Raw genomic sequence first — 18,564 nt, 5'->3', positions numbered from 1 at the left:
TCACGCCACCGCGTATTTCATTATTAATTCCTGCGTCGCTTCTTCGCTCGTGAGGATCGCCGTTTGTTTTCCCTTTGATAAAACCAAAATCCTGTCGCTCATACCCAGAATTTCAGGAAGTTCTGAGGAAATCATAATGATGGCAATGCCTTTGTCCGCGAGGCTTCTGATAAGTTTATATATTTCAAATTTGGCCCCGACATCCACGCCGCGCGTCGGTTCATCCAATATAATGATCTCGGGAGAAGCTAGTAAAACCTTTCCTATAACCACTTTTTGCTGATTTCCGCCGCTCAGATAAGTCACTTTTTGATCCATACCGGCAGTTTTAATGCGCAGATCAGCAATCATTTTCGTAGTGGATGCTTCTTCACCCGATTTATTAATAAAAATCCCTTTCCGATGATGGCTCATGCTGGCTAATGTGGTGTTGTCTTTCACCGACATGCCGGGAATGAAACCCAAGCCCTTTCGATCTTCACTGACATAACCAATGCCGTTTTCAATGGCCTGACGTGGGGTTTTGTTAATGACCGATTTATTTTTAATCCTGATTTCGCCGCTATCCTGCTTGTCAAGACCGAAAATCACCCGTGCAATTTCGGTTCTTCCAGCACCCATAAGGCCAGCAAAACCAAGAATTTCACCGGCATGCACTTCGAAATTGATATCTGAGAATTGTCCTTTTTTACTCAAAGCTCTCACTGAAAGCGCTAACTCTCCTTTCTCACTATTTGACTCGGGAAACATATGGTCAATTTCACGTCCAACCATCATGGATATCAATGACTGCTTGTCTAATTCGGAGGCGCTTTGGGTGGCAATGTATTTGCCGTCGCGCAGGACGGTTATGGTGTCCGAAATCTCGAAAATTTCGTCCATTTTGTGGGAGATGTAAATTACGCTTACTCCCTTCGTTTTTAAGTCTTTGATGATTTTGAAAAGTGTCTCAACCTCCTTATCGGAAATGGCCGAAGTGGGTTCGTCCATAATGATCACTTTTGCCTCATTTGAAATCGCTTTTGCAATCTCTACCATTTGCATTTGAGCAACACTCAAATACTTCATTTTGGCCTTGGGATCAATGTTGACGCCCATTTCTTGCAGCAGGTTCGCCGCCTTTTTATCACTGGAAATGTCATTCAGCCAGCCGGAAGCCCAGCGTTTTCTTCCCGAAATTTCCTTTTCTCTTCCTAAAAAAATATTTTGCGCAACAGTCAACTCCGGAATGATCAGAATTTCCTGATGGATCATTGAAATTCCCCTCCTTAATGTGTCGCCGACGTTGCTGTTTCTTAACTCTTGGCCTTCAAATATAATCTCTCCCGAATCCGGCGCGAGCAGGCCGATCAGAATCTTCATAAATGTCGATTTCCCAGCCCCGTTTTCGCCCATTAAAGCATGCACTTCTCCCCTTTTCAGCTCAAAATGAATATTATCCAATGCTTTCACACCGGAGAAAGATTTTGAGAGATTTGAGACTTTGAGGATTGTTCCCATCATTCTTTTTTAATCCCCCGGTTGAAACCGGGGGCAATTTTTTTGTTTTGGATTGTCTGTAGATAATATAGATGTCAAGAACACATACTGGATGCAGGACCCTCAAAAACAAAACATTGCCCGGGGTTTCAACCCCGGGCTTTATGATAATGGAAAATAAACTGGAATAGGACAGAATAAAATTTGATTTAAATTAGCCTTCCCAGACAACATTAGTGTCCTTCCAGCTCTTCGAGGCTGCCGAATCCAGCACTGCTTCGCAAACTTTCTGAGTTTCGTAGGCATCTTTGAATGTTGGACGGCATGGTTCGTCGGTTTGCAGACTTTCAAAAAAGTCGGCGGCCTGGTGGATGAATGAATGTTCGTATCCAATGCTTGTGCCGGGAATCCACCAGCGCTTCATGTAAGGCTGGTCGCTATCTGTCACCAAAATGGATCTCCAACCGCGGACAATGGATTCGTCACTGTGATCAAAGAATTCGAGGCGGTTCAGATCGTGCAGGTCCCAACGAATGGATGCATGCTCACCATTGATTTCAAATGTATAAAGTGCTTTGTGGCCACGTGCGTAACGCGTTGATTCAAAAAGACCTAATGAACCATTATCAAAATGGCAGTGGAAAATACAGGCGTCATCTATGCCTACTTTTTTCACTTCGCCGCTGGCCGAATGCACGCGTTCTTTGATAAATGTCTCAGTAACAGCCGAAACGTCTTTAATGCCACCATTGATCCACATCGCTGTGTCGATGCAATGTGCCAGCAGGTCGCCGGTTACGCCGGAGCCGGCTGCATCCACATCCAGGCGCCAGGTTGCAGCGCCGCCTTGGGGAACGTCGGGATTGATGGTCCAGTCTTGCAGGAAATTGGCACGATAATGGAAAATGCGACCCAATTTGCCTGAATCGACGATTTGCTTGGCTAATGTTACCGCAGGAACCCGGCGGTAATTATACCAAACCGTGTTTTTTACACCCGCCTTTTCAATGGCATCCACCATGGTTTTGGCTTCTTCCAATGTTCTTGCCAATGGTTTTTCGCAAAGGATCATTTTGCCCGCCGCAGCAGCCGCAATCGCGATTTCGGCATGCGTGTCATTGGGTGTGCAAATGTCGATTGCATCAATGTCATCGCGCTCGATGATTTTTCTCCAATCTGTTTCGATAGATTCGTAACCCCACTGTTCTGCAAATGCACGCACTTTTTCTTCATTACGCGAGCAAACTGCCTTCAAAACAGGGCGATATTCCAGCTCCGGGAAGAAGTCGCCGATTCTTTTATAGCCGTTGGAATGCGTGCGGCCCATTAATCCGGTTCCGATCAACGCGATCCTGATTTCTTTTTTATTTGACATATTCCTGAATTCAAATCGGGTTAAACGATGGGAGAAACAACTTTATCTTCCTGATACCAGCCATGCGCCTGACGCACTTTCACGAGCGCAGCAAGAATGTCATTCCAGGTTTGCTGGTTGGTCATCACCTCGTTCGGGAACATGCAGCCATCCCAGCAAATGTGACGGAATGCCTTGGTAATGTTGCCATTTTCATCGCGAAGCCAATAACCAGCGTCTTTCGTAATGTCCAGTTTTCCGTTTGGATCCGTTGCCAGACAGTGACGGCCCGTTTTATCGTGCGAACCTGTTCCGTGAACCGTTCCGTCGTTTTGTGCAACGTGGAAATCGAATGTATAAGGACGCAATTCAGCAGTCATTTTTTTCAAACCTTCTTCCAAAGCAAAGCGGTCGCCCCACTGGAAATCCACGGGCAAAATGCGGTGTTCAGGTGCATTATAACCCAACAAATAAAGGAATGTATGGGACATATCAGCCTGGAAACCCATATTAGGACGATCCACAGCATGCAATGTGTCAAGCATGGCACGCCAGCTGTGCATCCCACCCCAGCAGATTTCACCTTCGGCAGCAATCTTTTCACCAAAGTCAGCAGCAACATCACAAGCACGACGGAATGTTTCAGCGATTTGCTTTGTGTTCGCAGCAGGATCAACCGCCCAAACTTCCGGCGAAGCGGCCGAGTCGACGCGGATTACACCGCCTTCACGAAGGCCAAGATCACGTAGTTTTTTACCAAAAATACAAGCCTGGCGCACCTGCTCCACGAATGTGTCTTTCGCCTCCTTAGTCCCCATCGCAGAACCAGCCCAGACATTCGCGACAAGACTTCCTACTTCGAGGTTAAGGCCGCTCAGCTTTTCAGCCAGACGTTCCGCGCCGCCGTCCTGGTTCATATAAATACCAACATGCGGGTCGAAAAGACCCAGATCAACGCCGTCAAAACGAACGCCATCCACTTCCGCGGAGGCCGTTTTTTCAAGCATTGTATCAAAAGAAATAATCGGCTCTTCATCAGAACCTTTACCCACAATCCCAGGCCATGTGGCATTGTGAAGCTTAGGATAATTATTTTCTGGCATGGTTTAAGAATTTATTGGTTAAAGAACTAAGTCAGGATTTCCCGGACCGAAGTGTTTCAGAATTACAATTGGATCTGTTTTGGAAGGATTGCTGATCACAACGCCTTCTGTTGCAGCCTTTTCAGTTACAAAAAACTCATCATTTGTCAATTGCCCGTAGCGGATCAATGCGGGTGTTTCAATGTCCCATTCACCAAACTTACCGTGGCCCTGCATCACGATCATCCCGTATGCGCCACCGTCTTTAATTGTTACGGTTTGCCCCGGGAAAACGGTCAATTCTTTGGCACTGTAAGCTTCGTTCTTGTAGCAAATCCAGTTTTCGCTATATCCTTCCGCTTCCATTTCGGCAACATCTTTTACCGGTTTCGGACGCATGAAATGTTTCTCCATCAAATTAGGATTCACATTCAAATCCCAGTCGATTACTTCCATCAACAAGTCGTAATCGCCAATTCTGTCTTGCGGGGTGCCTTTCCAAAGCAATTCCTCCGGGATAACGGCCTCGTTCACAAGCGATTGATACATTGCGAAAATATCCGATGCTTTCTGTGGCTCATATGTGCATAAGCTGCCCGGCGCGTGCAACATGCCAGGAGGCACATCCCAGCCCGTACCCGGTTCCAGACGAAATGCCTGAGAGTAGTTCGTGATTTTATTGTCACCCTTGGTGAAGTTCATCAGACACTCTTTGATCTGCTCTTTGGAAGTTCCGGGAGCAATACCAATGAATGTATAAGGAAAATCGCCCCCGTGGTTGTTGAGTTGCGGCGGGAAATAGTAGGCTTCCGGCTTTCCATTCTGGCCCACCATTGCGGCGTGCTCGTCTCTGTGGTGGATATGGTGCGGAAGCGGCCCCATATTGTCAAAAAACTTGGAATACATCGGCCAGCTTTTGTATTGATCCCAAAGTCTGTCACCAATAATTTCACCTTTCAGCTCTTCCACCGCATCCCGCAAGGTGACTTTTTGAACGCCTGACTCATCTTCCAAAACAATTTGGCTCAAACCTTCATTTTCGCCTGTAAGCGGACCGTTCTCCGCGGGAGTAGTAGAAGATAACCAGCGCTCATCGATACCGCCACGCTCTCCACCCAGTACATAATAATCGTCCGGATGTAATTTGATCCTGCGGCCGGGAACGCAAAATGAACGCGGCACCCAGGTCGGCGCCAAACGCAAAATCCCTTTTCCCTGCTCTAATGCCTTCTCAGCTATACTCGAAAGTCCCATTGTGGTTAATAAATTGGTTTAGTAATTAATAATAATATCAATCGTTGTCAGCCCGTGACTCGCCTCTGTCAGCCTGAGCGGAGTCGAAGGCGCGCTACTCCTTGGTGACGTGCCTTCGACTCCGCTCAGGCTGACAGAGCCTCGCTAGGCAACATTCACATTTAAGACAAACTCATCAATTGCCTCTTTGTCTGTCACCACATTCAATTCCAGATCATAAACCTTCGTCTCCTCCGGCTGTATGAAAATCAGCGTTTTATCCTCTCTCGCCTTCGCCTGACCTGACAATGGATGCGTGCTCGGTTCCAGCCCGGTTACGTATTCGCCTTTGCCCCAATGTTGCCAGTTGGCCATCCACGGCAATTGTTCCTTTTTGAATTTCAATCCAACAGCCAGACCGATCTTCTCATTATAAAGTCCGCAAACGCTGTCGCCGAAAATATCTGCTTCAATGTCAACCAAAGCCACTTCTTCGCCGCTTCCGAGGTGATCGTCGAGGGGTGCGGGGCACTTTTTGAAATCTTTTCCTTCTTTAAAAATTCTGGCATTTTCTTCGCCATGCCTTGGATGCCATTTGCCTCTCCAAAGAATATCAGTTCCTTCATCGGCCAGCGGCCAGCCGAAATTGAAATGATACAAAAGCATGTGTGGCGACGGCGTGTTGCCTTTATTAATAACCTCATCGTGAATGCGGATTCCGGGTTGGCCTAATGTTGCTGATATGGTTCTTCTCAGTTCCAGACTTGGCCCAAATGGTTTTGTTTCCCTGATAATGCCGGTAATGCTCATTTCCAGCTTTCCCGCTCTCACATCCGGCTGAATGATGGAAACAATTTCTGCCGGCGTATTACTGATCAAACCGTGCAAGCCTCTGTCTCCAAAACTATCGGATTCAGGCCCGCCAACGTGTGTAAGGCCGCAAGTTGTAAGCAAACCGCCTCCAAATGTTCTCAACCAATCAATTCCTTTATCAGCAAATGGCTGCGGATAAGTGATGCCGCCGTGGCTCAGCCAAGCCAGACTGTGCTGATTGTAAAATGCATCTGCAATATCCATCGCCCTGTCAATCAACACTTTGAAACGTAATCCGGCTCCTGTGTTAATCCATGCGATCCGCGTGCCTCTTCCAGCCCCATTATCTAGCACAGATGTTTCTATCCCGCCTATCTGCGCGTGATTGGATACTTTGTCCTTCCAATCTTGATTTATATGCTCGGCACTTTCCATTTATAATGTCAATTCAGAAATAAAAAAGGCTTTAAAGACCTTGTTTTAATGTGTTTTTGAAAGAAAATCCCTCACTCTCAGGTTAAAATCGTCCGTATTTTCAAAATGAAATGCGTGTCCGAGCTTCTCATATAAAAATAGTTCTGCGTCCGGAATTCCATTTGCAACTTCTTCTGCCATCCAAACCGGTGTGAAAATGTCTTCCTTTCCTCCGATCACCAATGTTGGCTTTTCTATTCTGCCCAAGTCAGCAAGCGCATTGTGATTGATACAAGCTGCTGCCTGGCCTTCAAGTCCGTGCAATGGCTGCGGAAAAGGATTTACAGCATCCTGTTTTCTGCCCAATTCAAGCTCTTCATGTTTTTTGGGATCATCCCAGGATGCTTTTGAAAAGATCAATAACTGCATGTATAAGCTGAATTCCTCCGGCCTGAACCTGGCCTTGCTGTTCATGATATGCCGGAACAATCCTTTCGCATAAGCATCGCAGCGCGCCCAGGGACACATTAGCACCAAAGACTTTACTTTTTTTGGATGCCTGATTGCGAGTTGCTGCGCAATCGTGCTCCCCATCGAACAGCCTACAACATGCACATTTTCCAATTCCAGCGAGTCCAGCAACCCGGCATAATCGTCGGCCATCTGCTCACTTGTATATGCACCTGTGGGTTTATCCGTTTGTCCAACACCTCTGTTATCACCTATAATGCAACGAAAATGATGTTTCCAATCGGCCACATGTACATTCCAGACTGCCCCAGGCGCGGTAATGCCCATGATCAGCAGAAGCGGCTCTCCCGAGCCTCTTTCTTCATAATACATGTTTATTCCGTTGGTTTTTATCGTTGGCATGGCTGGATTATTTTAATGCTGGGATCAAATCATTCTGGATCCAGTTACCATCGTGCGTCGTGACAAAATCCGGATCTTCCAGTGCTTCTTTTCCTTCATCTTCACAAATAATCCAACCGCTGTAATTAATATCTTTTAGCCATTGCGTTACACCCAGAAGGTCCACTTTGCCTTTACCCATTAATGTGAATTCAGGATTTCCGTCCCAATCTTTAAAATGAACGTGGTTAATGAGCGATTGATATTCTTTCATTTTGGCCAACGGATCCATATCACCATTGATAATGTGGCCTACATCCGGCGTCCAGCCAGTTACCGAGGAATCGAGTGATTCCAGCACGATCTTATAGTCTTCGGCGGTGCGGATAATGGATGTGTGTGGTGAATTTGGGTGATAACTGCAAGGAACGCCTTTTTCAGCGGCACGTCTCGAAACCGTGTTCACAATGTTGACAAGGCGTTTTTGGCGTTCAGCTAAATCGTGACGACCTGTTGGAATCTGGACTGTGTTCAGCACGGCTCCTGGAAACCGTTGCAAGACTCTAATAGCATGATCCGCCACTTCGCGCTCACGTTCGGTCTCTTCTGCCTCATTCCAATCCAATGCTAATGCCAATGCAGCGAGCTCAATGCCTTGTTCGTCCAACTTGGCTTCCAGCTTATCCGGATCAATTAAATCACCCATCCAGGTAAAAATGGGCTGAATCCCGGTGAATCCGGCCTTTGCAATGACTTCAATCATGTGGCCCAACCGACCTTGATGTGTTTGTCCGCTGTTGCTCATAAACCAGGTGTAAACCTCTGATCCGAAGCGAACTGGAAGTGTCTGAGACATTTAAATGCTTTTTATTGATACTATAGTTTTACCAAAACTATTTCTGCTTCTTTTTGACGATCTCTCCCGGCATAATGAACGAGTCCCAACCGGCCAGATCAGAAGGCTTTACATTCGCTTTGTATCCGCTGAAATTGAATGTTGTAGGTTTATATGGACCGACAAATGCAATGTCATTATCAGCCTTAATATCCTTTTCCATGCCCAAAGCCCAGAAAGTTGCATTCAACACCATTCTCCGGAAGCCGTCATTTAACAGATCTTCGGAAGCGCCGTGCGTGGTTGCAAAAGCTCTGCCTTTCTTGCCCGAGTCAATTTGATAATCCCGTATCCAGGCAACCGGAAGCAGTTCTTTGGTTTTATCCGGCTCGGAAGTGGCGGTCATGCCGTTAAGCACCTGGCCCCTTGCGAGCACCGTTCCTTTTGGCTCGGCCGTGTATCCGCCTGACTGCACCCACATATCTTTCACGCCTCGCATGATCGGGTGCGATTCCTGTGATTTTTCAATAATGATTTTGGAGGATTGCTTGTGGTTGGTCCCGTAATGTGACACCCAGGTTTCGCCCAGCACATATTCTCCGAAACCATCTTTCCAGTTTGTCTTTTCCCCTTTATAATCCCAGCCGTAATGCGCCCATTTGGGATTATTTTTAATTTCAAAAGCGTGGGTGGATGTGCGGAACCCTACTACCGGACCACCGCGTCTGATGTAATTATCGATATGCTGCATTTCCGCGTCCGGAAAGTTGGCGAAGCGCATGAACATCACGAGCAGATCAGCTTTGTCCAGGACATCGAGGCCTTTAATGTTGGAGCCACCCGGGAAAATGTTGCCGGCTGAGTCCAGTGCATACACGACGGTGCAATTGAAACCGTAACGTTTGGCCAGGATTCTCGCCAGTGCAGGCAGTGATTCTTCGCCTCTGTATTCGTGGTCAGTGGCGATGAAAACGATGTTTTTGCCAACGCCCGGCCCTTTATCGCCTTTGTAAACAACACGGTATTTGCTGGCGTCATCGCCCTGCGCATAACCAGTTACCGATTTAAAAATGAATATTAATGTAACAATGCCGATCAACAGCAATGGTTTCAAGGTTTTTTGCATGGTTCGGGAATAATGTTGGGAGTGATCAAAGGCCGTGTTTGAGGCTCATTTCTCGGATAAACTTGTAGCCGTTTTCAGCAATGTCCCACGGATCTGAAAACTCCCGCCAAACCCCGATTGCATTGGCGAAATCCGGGTCGTTCCTTGAAAACGCTTCTATGGTAAGCCAACCCTGATATTTGATCGCAGCCAAAGATGAAAAAGCATCGTCCCAAAGCACTTGTCCGTCGCCGGGTGTCCCGCGGTCGTTTTCGCTGATATGCACGTGGGCGAGCACAGGAGCAATGGTTTGAAGCGCAGTTGCGTACTTTTTCTCTTCGATATTGGAATGATGCGTGTCAAACATGGCGCGCACATTGGGATGATCTGCCGCTTTCACGAGTTTGAGCAATTGCTCCATGGTGTTGCACAAATAACATTCAAAACGGTTCAGGGCTTCCAATGCAAATGTTATGTTGGCTTGCGCTGCATATTCAGCAGCGGCATTCAAAACCTCACCGGCCAATGCATATTCCTGATCCAGCGCGGGGCGATTTACAAATACCGTATGTGCGGAGTGAAATGGCCCGCAGATCACTTTGGCATTCAGATCGTGCGCCCTGTCCACAGCCCATTTTATTTTATCCAAAGCCCTTTGCCTGATTTCCACCGACTCACTTACAGGGTTTTCATCCGCGCCGAGCGTCATTACAGCTGTCGTTTCCAGCCCGATATCTTTGGTGTAATTGCCTACACGCTGATACGCAGCTGATTCCTGAGGGCCCAGGTAAAACTCCGCCCCGTCATAACCGATCCTTTTTAACCGGTCCAGAATGGGAAAAAGATCATCAGAAACCGCCGCCGTCCAGGCAAGCACATTGAATCCTATTTTATTCATTTTACTATAATTCGTGCCAAATTATTGGCATTCATGCTATTGTTTGATTCTCAAATTTTTATACTCAACCTTCATCGGAGGCCCAACGTGAACCTGCACGCCAAGTAACCCGCTTTTTTTGCCATTGACCGTATCATTATCCGTCACGTCGCTCATCAAAACACCATTTATGTAATGTTGCAGACGGTTTCCTTTGGCGATAATGTGAAATTCGTTCCAGTCTTCGCTTTTGATCAGCGTTTTCAGTGAATCTGAGCTTCCCAGTGAACCAGTCACTTCCAAACCTGTCCACGCATTACCTTTAACTCCTGAACGAACAGCTTCCGGTGTATTTTCTCCTGTGTAAGGCTTAATTGTTGTTTTCTGGCCACGATATGCGAGGGTTGTTCTTTTGCGCTCCTCGTAATTCTGACCAGTATAATTGTTTTTTCCATCAATATCGGCCTGGTAACCTTTCAATGCAAAAGGAACGTCCGTTAATTGCTCGCTTCTGTAATTAATTCCTGAATTCCCGGCTGTTGCAATTTTTACCGAACCTTTCAATTCAAAATCTGCTGGCTCGCCGCCTTTCCATATGATGAAAGAATTTGTTTTTAAAAGGGTTTCAGGTGTGATTTCTCCTACCAGGTTCCCATTCTCCACTCTCCAGTATTTAGGATCACCGTCCCATCCTTTTAATGATTTGCCATCAAAAATGGATACGTAGCCTTTCTCTTTCTTCTGGGCCACGCATGAAATCTGGCTTCCGATGGTCAATAAAACAGCCAGCATAAGTCCGGCGCTGATAAATCTGGAATTCATTTGGAATGTATTTATAGGTTTAGTGACTTCTGAAACAATTGCTTCCCTTACAACAACGGCAATTTTTAGATAACTACTCTTAAAAAAGCAGAAAATAATATCCAAAAATTCCTAAAATTATCCGTGGGACTATCCTGTACTAACCTGCATTGCACACAAAAAAGGCGGGAAAGCCTAAGCTCTCCCGCCACATCACAACCACTCTACACAACCAAACTCACAAAACTCAATTCATTAAGGCATTAAAACTTTGTCAACTACATGAATTACACCATTGGATTGATAAACATCCGCAATGGTTACTTTTCCTTTGTTGCCTTTTGCGTCCGTAACGATCAGGTCCTTTCCGTCCATGGAGAAAGTCAGCTCAGCTCCCTGCGCTGTTTTTGCCATTGCTTTTCCGTTGCCGTCCTTAATCATTTTTGCAACTGATTTAGAATCAACTTTTCCAGGGATAACATGGTAAGTCAAAACCGAAGTCAATGTTGCCTTGTTTTCCGGTTTCAATAAATTGTCCACTGTTCCTGCTGGCAATGCATCAAACGCTGCATTAACAGGTGCAAAAACCGTGAAAGGACCTGTTCCTGACAATGTTTCTACCAAACCGGCCGCTTTTACTGCTGCAACCAGCGTTGTATGATCTTTGGAATTGACTGCGTTTTCAATGATGTTTTTGTTTGGATACATTTCTGCTCCACCCACCATTTTAGTTTTTTCCTGCGCAAATGCACTAAAAGCAGTCATTAAAGCCACTGCAAAAAAGCTTGTAAATTTCATCGACGTTTTCATAGGTAATAAGTTTGTTTATTTATTACTCATATACGCCCTTGAAATTCCAATCGATCGAACAGCAAAAATTAAACATTACAAAGGCTGTTCTTTTGCTACCAAGATTACGTCGCGCTGCGACTTGTCGTTTATGGCAATGGATCGCCGGGAGTTTTTGTTTTGGGATCGTAAACTGCTACACCTACTCGGGAATCGGCGCAGCCGTAATATAGGAGCCATTTATTTTTGAAATACACCATTCCTTCAATAAAGACCGTCCCGGCAACATACTGACCGCTTTTTTCAAACGATTCCATAGGCCGGAAGAATGGCACATCCAGCCTGGCCAGCACTTTGGAGGGGTCATTTTTATCGAACAAAACCTGACCGGCGCAGTAACTGTTGGGTGTGAAACGCTTGTCGCCATCCTCGCCCTTGTCGTTTTTACCATTATACAAAAGCACAATTCCCTTTTCGGTAACAATGGCCGGCGGGCCGCATTCGGTTAAGTTACTATCAAAAAAGCCCTTTCTGGGAGAAATCAGGTTAACGAGATTTTCGTTTTTATCTACAAGCGGCGTCCAGTTAATAAGATCCGTTGAGGAGGCCAGATTGACATTTGCCTCGCCAAAATAAAGCCAGTATTTGCCATTTATTTTGGCGATCACCTGCTTATCGCCTACCAGCTTGGTTACAATGGAACCGGATTTTGACCATATTTCATTGAATTTGCCGTTAAACGCTTTTGTAAATGCCGGGCCGTGTTTTTCCCATTTTAGTAAATCCCGTGAAGTAGCAATGCCCAACCGTGCTTTGTCCTGGTTCCATTGCGTGTAAATGATGACATATAACCCCTCCTCAGTGACTGCAACGCGCGGATCTTCGCAGCCACCCGGCCATTCGTTCTTTTTCTGATTGTCTTCTGCGGGATATAAAACGGGCTCTTTGCGTCTTTTGAATGTAATTCCGTCTTCGCTTTCAGCATAACCCAGGCGGGAAGTGCGTTTTCCGATTGCGCGACCTGCCTTGTCTTCTGCGCGATATAACACCACGATTTTTCCATCCTTCATCGTTGCAGCAGGGTTGAATGTGTCGTTGGATTCCCAATCGACTTGCCTTTTATTCATCGGGCAAAAGAATGTGGACGTCGAATCCGGGGAGATGACAGGGTTAACGTTAGCTGGACGTTGGAACCCGCCAAATGTCCAGTCGGGAAGCTTGTTCTCTTTTTGTGCAAAAACACTTCCTGTAAATAATATCAGGCTCAGGGTCAAGCCGGTAAATATTTTTTTCATGGATAAAAATGGGTTAAAAAAAATCCGACTCGATCGAATCGAGCCGGATTATACAAACTTTTCTTAAAATTACCTTATCTTATTTGTTAGCAACCAGATTCACATCCAAAGTGAAATCGTTATCTATCGCCTTGTCTCCCAGGTTTTCGAAGAAATTCGCCGAACGGAATTTAATGTCATACTTGGTGCGGTCCACAGTCACCTTTGCAACAGCTGTTACTTTTTTAGCATCAGACTTCACAGTTGCAGGAAATTTAACTTCCTGAGTGATTCCTTTAATGGTCAGCTTGCCAACAACATCATAAGCATCGCCTCCTTTTGGTGTTACAGACGAGATAACCAGCTTAGCCTGCGGATGTTTTTCAACAGAGAAGAAATCATCGCTTTTCAAATGGCCGGTCAGTTTTCCATTCATTTCCTTGTCGGTAACATCCGTAACAACCAATGATTTCACGTCTGCTACAAACGTTCCGCCTTTCAGCTTATCGCCGTCGACGATCAGCGATCCGCTTTCAACAGGCACTGAGCCTGCGTGCGTTCCCGTCACTTTTTTAGCTCCCCAGGTTATTGTGCTGCTTTTTGTGTCAACTGCAAGTGTTTTGTCTGCAGCTTTTTTATCAGGACCGTTAGCGATTGCAGCGGCATTGAACAGCAAACCCGCAAAAACGAAAACAAACATTTTTTTCATAGTCATTCGATTGTTAAGTGTTAAAATTATTTTTGTAAGATAAGAAGATATAGTAAAATTTATTCAGCAAGTTTTACTCCGCTCAGGCTTTCCAGAATCTCCTTACCCTCTTCCCAATCTTCCAGACCTGATACTGCATTGATATGTCCCTTCCGGCCCACATTAATAAAATCACTGCCCCAGTTCGCCGCAAATCCCTTTGATCTGCCTATGGTTGCATACATGTCGTTAGTGCTCGCAACTACGACCGATTTAAAGTCAAAAGGTTTAATGGGGATCGGTGTGAAACCTACAACAAAGTTTAACCGCTTGGACATTTCCGCATCTGCCGGGGCGACCAATAATGCTCCCTTAATGTACTCAGAAGCAAATTGATGCGCCCAATGTGCGATCGTAATGCACCCCAGGCTATGCCCAATTAAAACGGTCGGACCGGTTAAATTATTTATCTGGGTTTGAAGTTGGTTCACCCAATCCTCTTTGATCGGCCAGTCCCAGTTTTGCTGCTGTACTCTGCTAAAACGGTCCGGATATTGCTTTTCCCAAATGGTCTGCCAATGTTGCGGCCCCGAGCTCGCCAGTCCTGGAACGGTAAGAAAATGCATATCTTATTCAGAAAAATCTTTTATCCAATATTAAATCTTATCCTTGACACAGCGAAATCCAAGATTATTGCTGCCGCTCGTCACCTCTCCTTTTCCCCGGCTTCCGGCTTTGTAACGAATACAATAGTCGTCGCTGCAAAGGAATGACCCGCCACGCTGAACGCGCTTCACTGCACCCGGCTCGTCGGGATCATAACTATCCGACGGGCCTTTGGGGTTTTCTTTCGGGCTTTTTTGATAATAATCCGGGCGGTACAAGTCTTCGCACCATTCCCAAACATTGCCGTCCATATCAAACAAACCATATGCATTCGCTGGAAATGTTTCCACCGGCGCTGCGGTCAGGAAACCATCTTCTTTGGTATTTTTGTCAGGAAAACTTCCCTGATAAATGTTAGCCACCCATTTGTTTCCGGGTTTCAATTCGTCACCCCAGTAATAAGTGTGGTTGCCTTTGCCACCTTGCGCGGCAAACTCCCACTCCGCTTCGGTAGGAAGTCGTTTGCCGGCCCATTTGGCATAAGCCGCCGCATCTTCATAAGAAACGTGGGTTACCGGATAATTTTCGCGGCCTTTGATCGAGGACGACGGCCCTTCGGGATGCGCCCAGCTTGCGCCTGCGACATAATTCCACCATTGTAAGGGGTTATCCAAAGAAACCCGCGTGGGTGTAGGTGTAAAAACCGCCGATCCGGGAACCAGCTTATCCGCCGGAACACCCGGGTAATCAGCCGGGTTTAAGGGCCGTTCCGCAACAGTCTTATAATTAGTAGCTTTCACAAACGCTGCATATTCAGCATTGGTCACTTCGTGCTTATCCATATAAAAGCCATTGACAGTCACTTCATGCATCGGTCGGGAATCCGGAAACTCGTCGGCTCCCATTAGAAATTTACCTCCGCCAATCCACGCCATACCGGTTGTGTCGCCCTTTCCTTCGGTAATGTAACTAGCGTTTTTTATCGCCGAAGCCCTTGACGGGATGCCATCGGCAATGCAATGTGCCAGACTATCGGCTTTCCTTTCTTCCGCAGTTTGCTTTTTATCGCAGCTGGTTGCGGCAAGGGCTGTTATTCCAATGAAAAAACTAATCTTAATGATCCGCAAAAAATTCATATCTGACTTATTTAACCCGCTCTGCTGTAATGTTATTCATTTTAAAAACATCCTTCAATGCCTGCCTGGCCGCATGATGACCGCACATTCCGTGCACGCCGCCTCCGGGCGGAGTCGAGGACGAACAAAGATAAATACCCTCGGCAGATGTCCGGTATGGAGAGATCTGTAATGTTGGCCTGGAATATAATTGGAGAATATCCTGGATGCCGCCATTAATATCCCCGCCAATGTAATTAGGGTTATATGCTTCCATTTGGACGGTGTTCATGGTATGTTTATCAAGGATAATGTCCCGAAAACCCGGAGCAAAACGTTCCACCTGGTTTTCGATAATGGTAGTCATATCCTTATCCGAACCGTTGGGCACATGGCAATAAGCCCATGCTGACTGTTTTCCCGCGGGCGCCCGCCCAGTATCGAAAAGGCTTTGCTGTGCCAGCAACACGAACGGTTTTTCTACATGCTTTCCGTTATGAAGGCTTTTTTCACCGTGTGCTATTTCTTCAAATGTGTTCCCCAGATGCACAGTCCCGGCTTTTCTGCAAGCTTCTGCCACAAATGGAATCGGCTCTTCCAGTGCCCAGTCTATTTTGAAAACACCCATTCCCTGCCGGTATTTCTCCAAACGTTTGCGGTAAGAAGCACTCAGCTTATTCCCGGCAATGCTTAAAAGTTGCTTAGGTGTCACATCCAGCAAAACAGCTTTTGACTTCGGTAGCTCGTCCAGCGATTTCACCTCGAAATCGGTTTGTATTTCACCGCCAATGGATAAAAAGTAATTGGCTAATGCGTCCGCTATCGACTGGCTTCCGCCTTTCGGGATCGGCCATCCTGCCAGGTGCGCGCCTGCCATCAACATGATTCCGAATGCGGAAGTCGCAATGTTCTGCAATGGCTGGATCGCGTGCGCCGCCATGCCTGCCCAAAGTCCTCTTGCCTCTCTTGTTTTAAAAAACTTACGCGTCCAGGTCGCGGGCGGAAGTGCCTTTATTCCAAATTCCGCCAGATCGACCGGATGCTTCGGCCATTTAAGCGGACCCAGCAGATCTGGAAGTAAGCCCGGCAAATTTGTTAATAGCGGCTGCATAAAGTCGAGATAGGCTTTTTTATCTATGCCCAGACCTTCCGCCGTTTCACTAACTGACTGCTGCAAAACAGCCGCTTTGCCGTCATCGAATGGATGCGCTGCTGCATATTCGGGCTGGATCATTTCCAGCCCGAATTTTTTCAATGGCAATGTTTTGAAAAAAGGGGACAGTACCGCCATCGGATGCACTGCCGAACATACATCATGCACAAAACCGGGAAGCGTCAGTTCCGCAGACCGCATACCGCCGCCAATAGTTGACTTGGCTTCGACGATCAAGACAGAAAGTCCTGCTTCGCGCAATGTGATAGCCGCCGATAATCCATTCGGACCGGCCCCTACCACAATCGCATCGTAAGCTGTTTTGTACACAATCCTTTAATTAAATGCTTTTGGCTCCGGCTAATATTTTTAGCGCTTCATCATCTTTATATTCCTTCATGAGCGCTTTCAGCTTTTCCTTAAGGTCGGCTGTGATTTTTTCTGTGCCTGGCGTCCCGTAAATGTTGGAACCTTCCTTAGGGTCTTTTTCCAGGTCAAACAATTCCCAGGAATCTGCGCCTCCGTAGAAATAAGCCAGCTTGTATCTGCTCGTACGCAAGCCGAAATGCGGGTAAACGTGGTGTGGTTCGGGGAACTCGTAATAATGATAATATGCTTCCTTACGCCAGGGCGCTTTCGCTGTTGCATCATCTTTCAGAAGTGGTAAAAATGATTTCCCCTGAATATCGGCAGGGATTTTAGCGCCGGCAATGTTCAACACGGTCGGAGCCCAGTCCACATTCACGATCAGGTCCTCCACTTTTTTACCAGGCTTAATAACGCCCGGATAGCGGATCACAAATGGTGTTTTTAACGATTCTTCGTAAATAAAACGCTTGTCAAACCAGCCATGTTCGCCCAGATAAAATCCCTGATCCGAGGCATAAATGACAACTGTATTTTTAGATAAGCCCGATTTATCCAGATAATCCAGCAGCTTTCCTATGTTCCTGTCCAGGGAATTGGCAACTGAAAAATAATCCCTGAGATAACGCTGATATTTCCACTCGGTTAATGCCTTTCCCGTCAATTTCTTATCCGTTACTTCTCTTCCGACCTTATCATAATATGCCTTGAAAACCTTTTTCTGTTCGGGCGTGAAACGCTTGTATGCATAGTCTTTCTCGTAATCAACATCCACTTTCAGATCCTGTCTCAGCCGCATGGTTTTTTCAATGCTCATATCCTGCTGCATCGCCGCAGTCCTGCCCTTGTAATCATCATAGAAATTTGCCGGCAGCGGGAATGTTACGTTATCATAGGCGCCGAGATCCTGCAAGTCGGGAAGCCACTCGCGGTGTGTAGCTTTATGCCCAACAATCAGGAAGAATGGCTTGGAGTTTTCCCGTTTTTCTAGCCAGTCAACCGAGAATTTGGTGATCAGATCCGATACATAGCCTGTATAATGCGTTGTGTCGTTGGGCTGGCCGATGAAGTCCGGATTGTAATAATTACCCTGATCGGGCAGTACATTCCAGTAGTCAAATCCGGCAGGCAAGCTGTTTAAGTGCATCTTTCCGATCCAGGCCGTTTGGTAACCGCTTTGCTGCAAAGTTTTGGATAGCAAAGTCTGGTTTGTGTCGAACCTCGTCCTGTCGTTTCTTTTATAACCATTGGTATGGCTGTATTTCCCGGTAAGCAATGTTGCACGGCTCGGCCCGCAGATGGAATTCGTTACAATATTGTTGGTTAGCAATGCTCCTTCGCGTGCAATGCGGTCAATATTTGGTGTTTTGACCAGCTTATTCCCATAAGCCCCTATGCCTTGATACGCATGGTCGTCAGAAAAAATGAAGATAATGTTAGGACGTGTTGCCGTTTGAGCAACCGAAATGCCGGATACGCCAGTGATGACGAACAGGCTTAAAAGGGAACGGAATAGTGAAAAATTCTTACGCATATGCAATACTCTATATAATTGGTAGACAAAATAAGCTTATCCGGGAGGATTTAACAAACGTTTCTTTTTATTACTTATAAAAATTGCCGTCAAAGCGCCTTCCTGCGTTACAAATTCAGGATTTCTTTTGACTATGCAATGGTTTGAACACAAAAAAGCCGGAAACCCAATGCAGGTTCCCGGCTCCTCAAACT

At 46.3% G+C, this 18,564-nt stretch carries 17 protein-coding genes; all 17 read right to left on the bottom strand.

Annotated elements, in window-relative coordinates; all coding sequences use genetic code 11:
- Positions 1-1,503, bottom strand: coding sequence for a sugar ABC transporter ATP-binding protein (locus B5X68_RS16445; RefSeq protein WP_082215855.1), 1,503 nt, complete (start codon positions 1,501-1,503; stop codon positions 1-3).
- A gap of 190 nt (positions 1,504-1,693) precedes the next feature.
- Entirely contained in the window at positions 1,694-2,854 is a 1,161-nt protein-coding gene (locus tag B5X68_RS16440) for a Gfo/Idh/MocA family protein (protein ID WP_082215854.1), read from the bottom strand.
- Between the two features lie 20 nt (positions 2,855-2,874).
- A complete protein-coding gene (locus tag B5X68_RS16435) occupies positions 2,875-3,936 on the bottom strand; it encodes a sugar phosphate isomerase/epimerase family protein (protein WP_082215853.1) in 1,062 nt (353 codons plus the stop codon).
- Between the two features lie 18 nt (positions 3,937-3,954).
- A complete protein-coding gene (locus tag B5X68_RS16430) occupies positions 3,955-5,169 on the bottom strand; it encodes a class I mannose-6-phosphate isomerase (RefSeq protein WP_082215852.1) in 1,215 nt (404 codons plus the stop codon).
- Positions 5,170-5,313: 144 nt separating this feature from the next.
- Positions 5,314-6,396 (bottom strand): aldose 1-epimerase family protein, encoded by a 1,083-nt coding sequence (locus B5X68_RS16425; RefSeq protein WP_082215851.1) that lies wholly within the window; start codon positions 6,394-6,396, stop codon positions 5,314-5,316.
- Positions 6,397-6,441: 45 nt separating this feature from the next.
- Complete coding sequence (locus B5X68_RS16420) at positions 6,442-7,248, bottom strand: alpha/beta fold hydrolase (protein ID WP_082215850.1); 807 nt, start codon at positions 7,246-7,248, stop codon at positions 6,442-6,444.
- A gap of 7 nt (positions 7,249-7,255) precedes the next feature.
- Positions 7,256-8,083 carry a sugar phosphate isomerase/epimerase family protein gene (locus B5X68_RS16415; protein WP_082215849.1) on the bottom strand — a complete coding sequence of 276 codons (828 nt, stop codon included), beginning with the start codon at positions 8,081-8,083 and terminating at the stop codon, positions 7,256-7,258.
- Between the two features lie 37 nt (positions 8,084-8,120).
- A complete protein-coding gene (locus tag B5X68_RS16410) occupies positions 8,121-9,188 on the bottom strand; it encodes a ThuA domain-containing protein (RefSeq protein ID WP_082215848.1) in 1,068 nt (355 codons plus the stop codon).
- Between the two features lie 25 nt (positions 9,189-9,213).
- Positions 9,214-10,065, bottom strand: coding sequence for a sugar phosphate isomerase/epimerase family protein (locus tag B5X68_RS16405; RefSeq protein WP_082215847.1), 852 nt, complete (start codon positions 10,063-10,065; stop codon positions 9,214-9,216).
- A 36-nt stretch (positions 10,066-10,101) separates the two neighbouring features.
- A complete protein-coding gene (locus B5X68_RS16400; RefSeq protein WP_082215846.1) occupies positions 10,102-10,866 on the bottom strand; it encodes a 3-keto-disaccharide hydrolase in 765 nt (254 codons plus the stop codon).
- A 234-nt stretch (positions 10,867-11,100) separates the two neighbouring features.
- Complete coding sequence (locus B5X68_RS16395; RefSeq protein WP_212568012.1) at positions 11,101-11,655, bottom strand: fasciclin domain-containing protein; 555 nt, start codon at positions 11,653-11,655, stop codon at positions 11,101-11,103.
- A 128-nt stretch (positions 11,656-11,783) separates the two neighbouring features.
- Positions 11,784-12,929: a beta-1,2-mannosidase gene (locus B5X68_RS16390; RefSeq protein ID WP_082215845.1), complete on the bottom strand. Its 1,146-nt coding sequence runs from the start codon at positions 12,927-12,929 to the stop codon at positions 11,784-11,786.
- A gap of 79 nt (positions 12,930-13,008) precedes the next feature.
- Positions 13,009-13,617 carry a YceI family protein gene (locus B5X68_RS16385; RefSeq protein WP_229208452.1) on the bottom strand — a complete coding sequence of 203 codons (609 nt, stop codon included), beginning with the start codon at positions 13,615-13,617 and terminating at the stop codon, positions 13,009-13,011.
- A 59-nt stretch (positions 13,618-13,676) separates the two neighbouring features.
- Positions 13,677-14,222, bottom strand: a complete 546-nt coding sequence (locus tag B5X68_RS16380) for an RBBP9/YdeN family alpha/beta hydrolase (RefSeq protein WP_082215844.1) — start codon at positions 14,220-14,222, stop codon at positions 13,677-13,679.
- 30 nt (positions 14,223-14,252) lie between these two features.
- Positions 14,253-15,338: a formylglycine-generating enzyme family protein gene (locus tag B5X68_RS16375; protein WP_141110320.1), complete on the bottom strand. Its 1,086-nt coding sequence runs from the start codon at positions 15,336-15,338 to the stop codon at positions 14,253-14,255.
- Positions 15,339-15,345: 7 nt separating this feature from the next.
- Positions 15,346-16,800 (bottom strand): phytoene desaturase family protein, encoded by a 1,455-nt coding sequence (locus tag B5X68_RS16370; RefSeq protein ID WP_082215843.1) that lies wholly within the window; start codon positions 16,798-16,800, stop codon positions 15,346-15,348.
- A 10-nt stretch (positions 16,801-16,810) separates the two neighbouring features.
- Positions 16,811-18,370: a sulfatase family protein gene (locus tag B5X68_RS16365; protein ID WP_082215842.1), complete on the bottom strand. Its 1,560-nt coding sequence runs from the start codon at positions 18,368-18,370 to the stop codon at positions 16,811-16,813.
- Positions 18,371-18,564: the final 194 nt, after the last annotated feature.

This window comes from Dyadobacter psychrophilus (genome assembly GCF_900167945.1).
GTDB classification, from domain to species: Bacteria; Bacteroidota; Bacteroidia; order Cytophagales; family Spirosomataceae; genus Dyadobacter; species Dyadobacter psychrophilus.
Note: the sequence above shows the minus strand (reverse complement) of the source record. Positions and strands in the feature narration are given on the sequence as shown.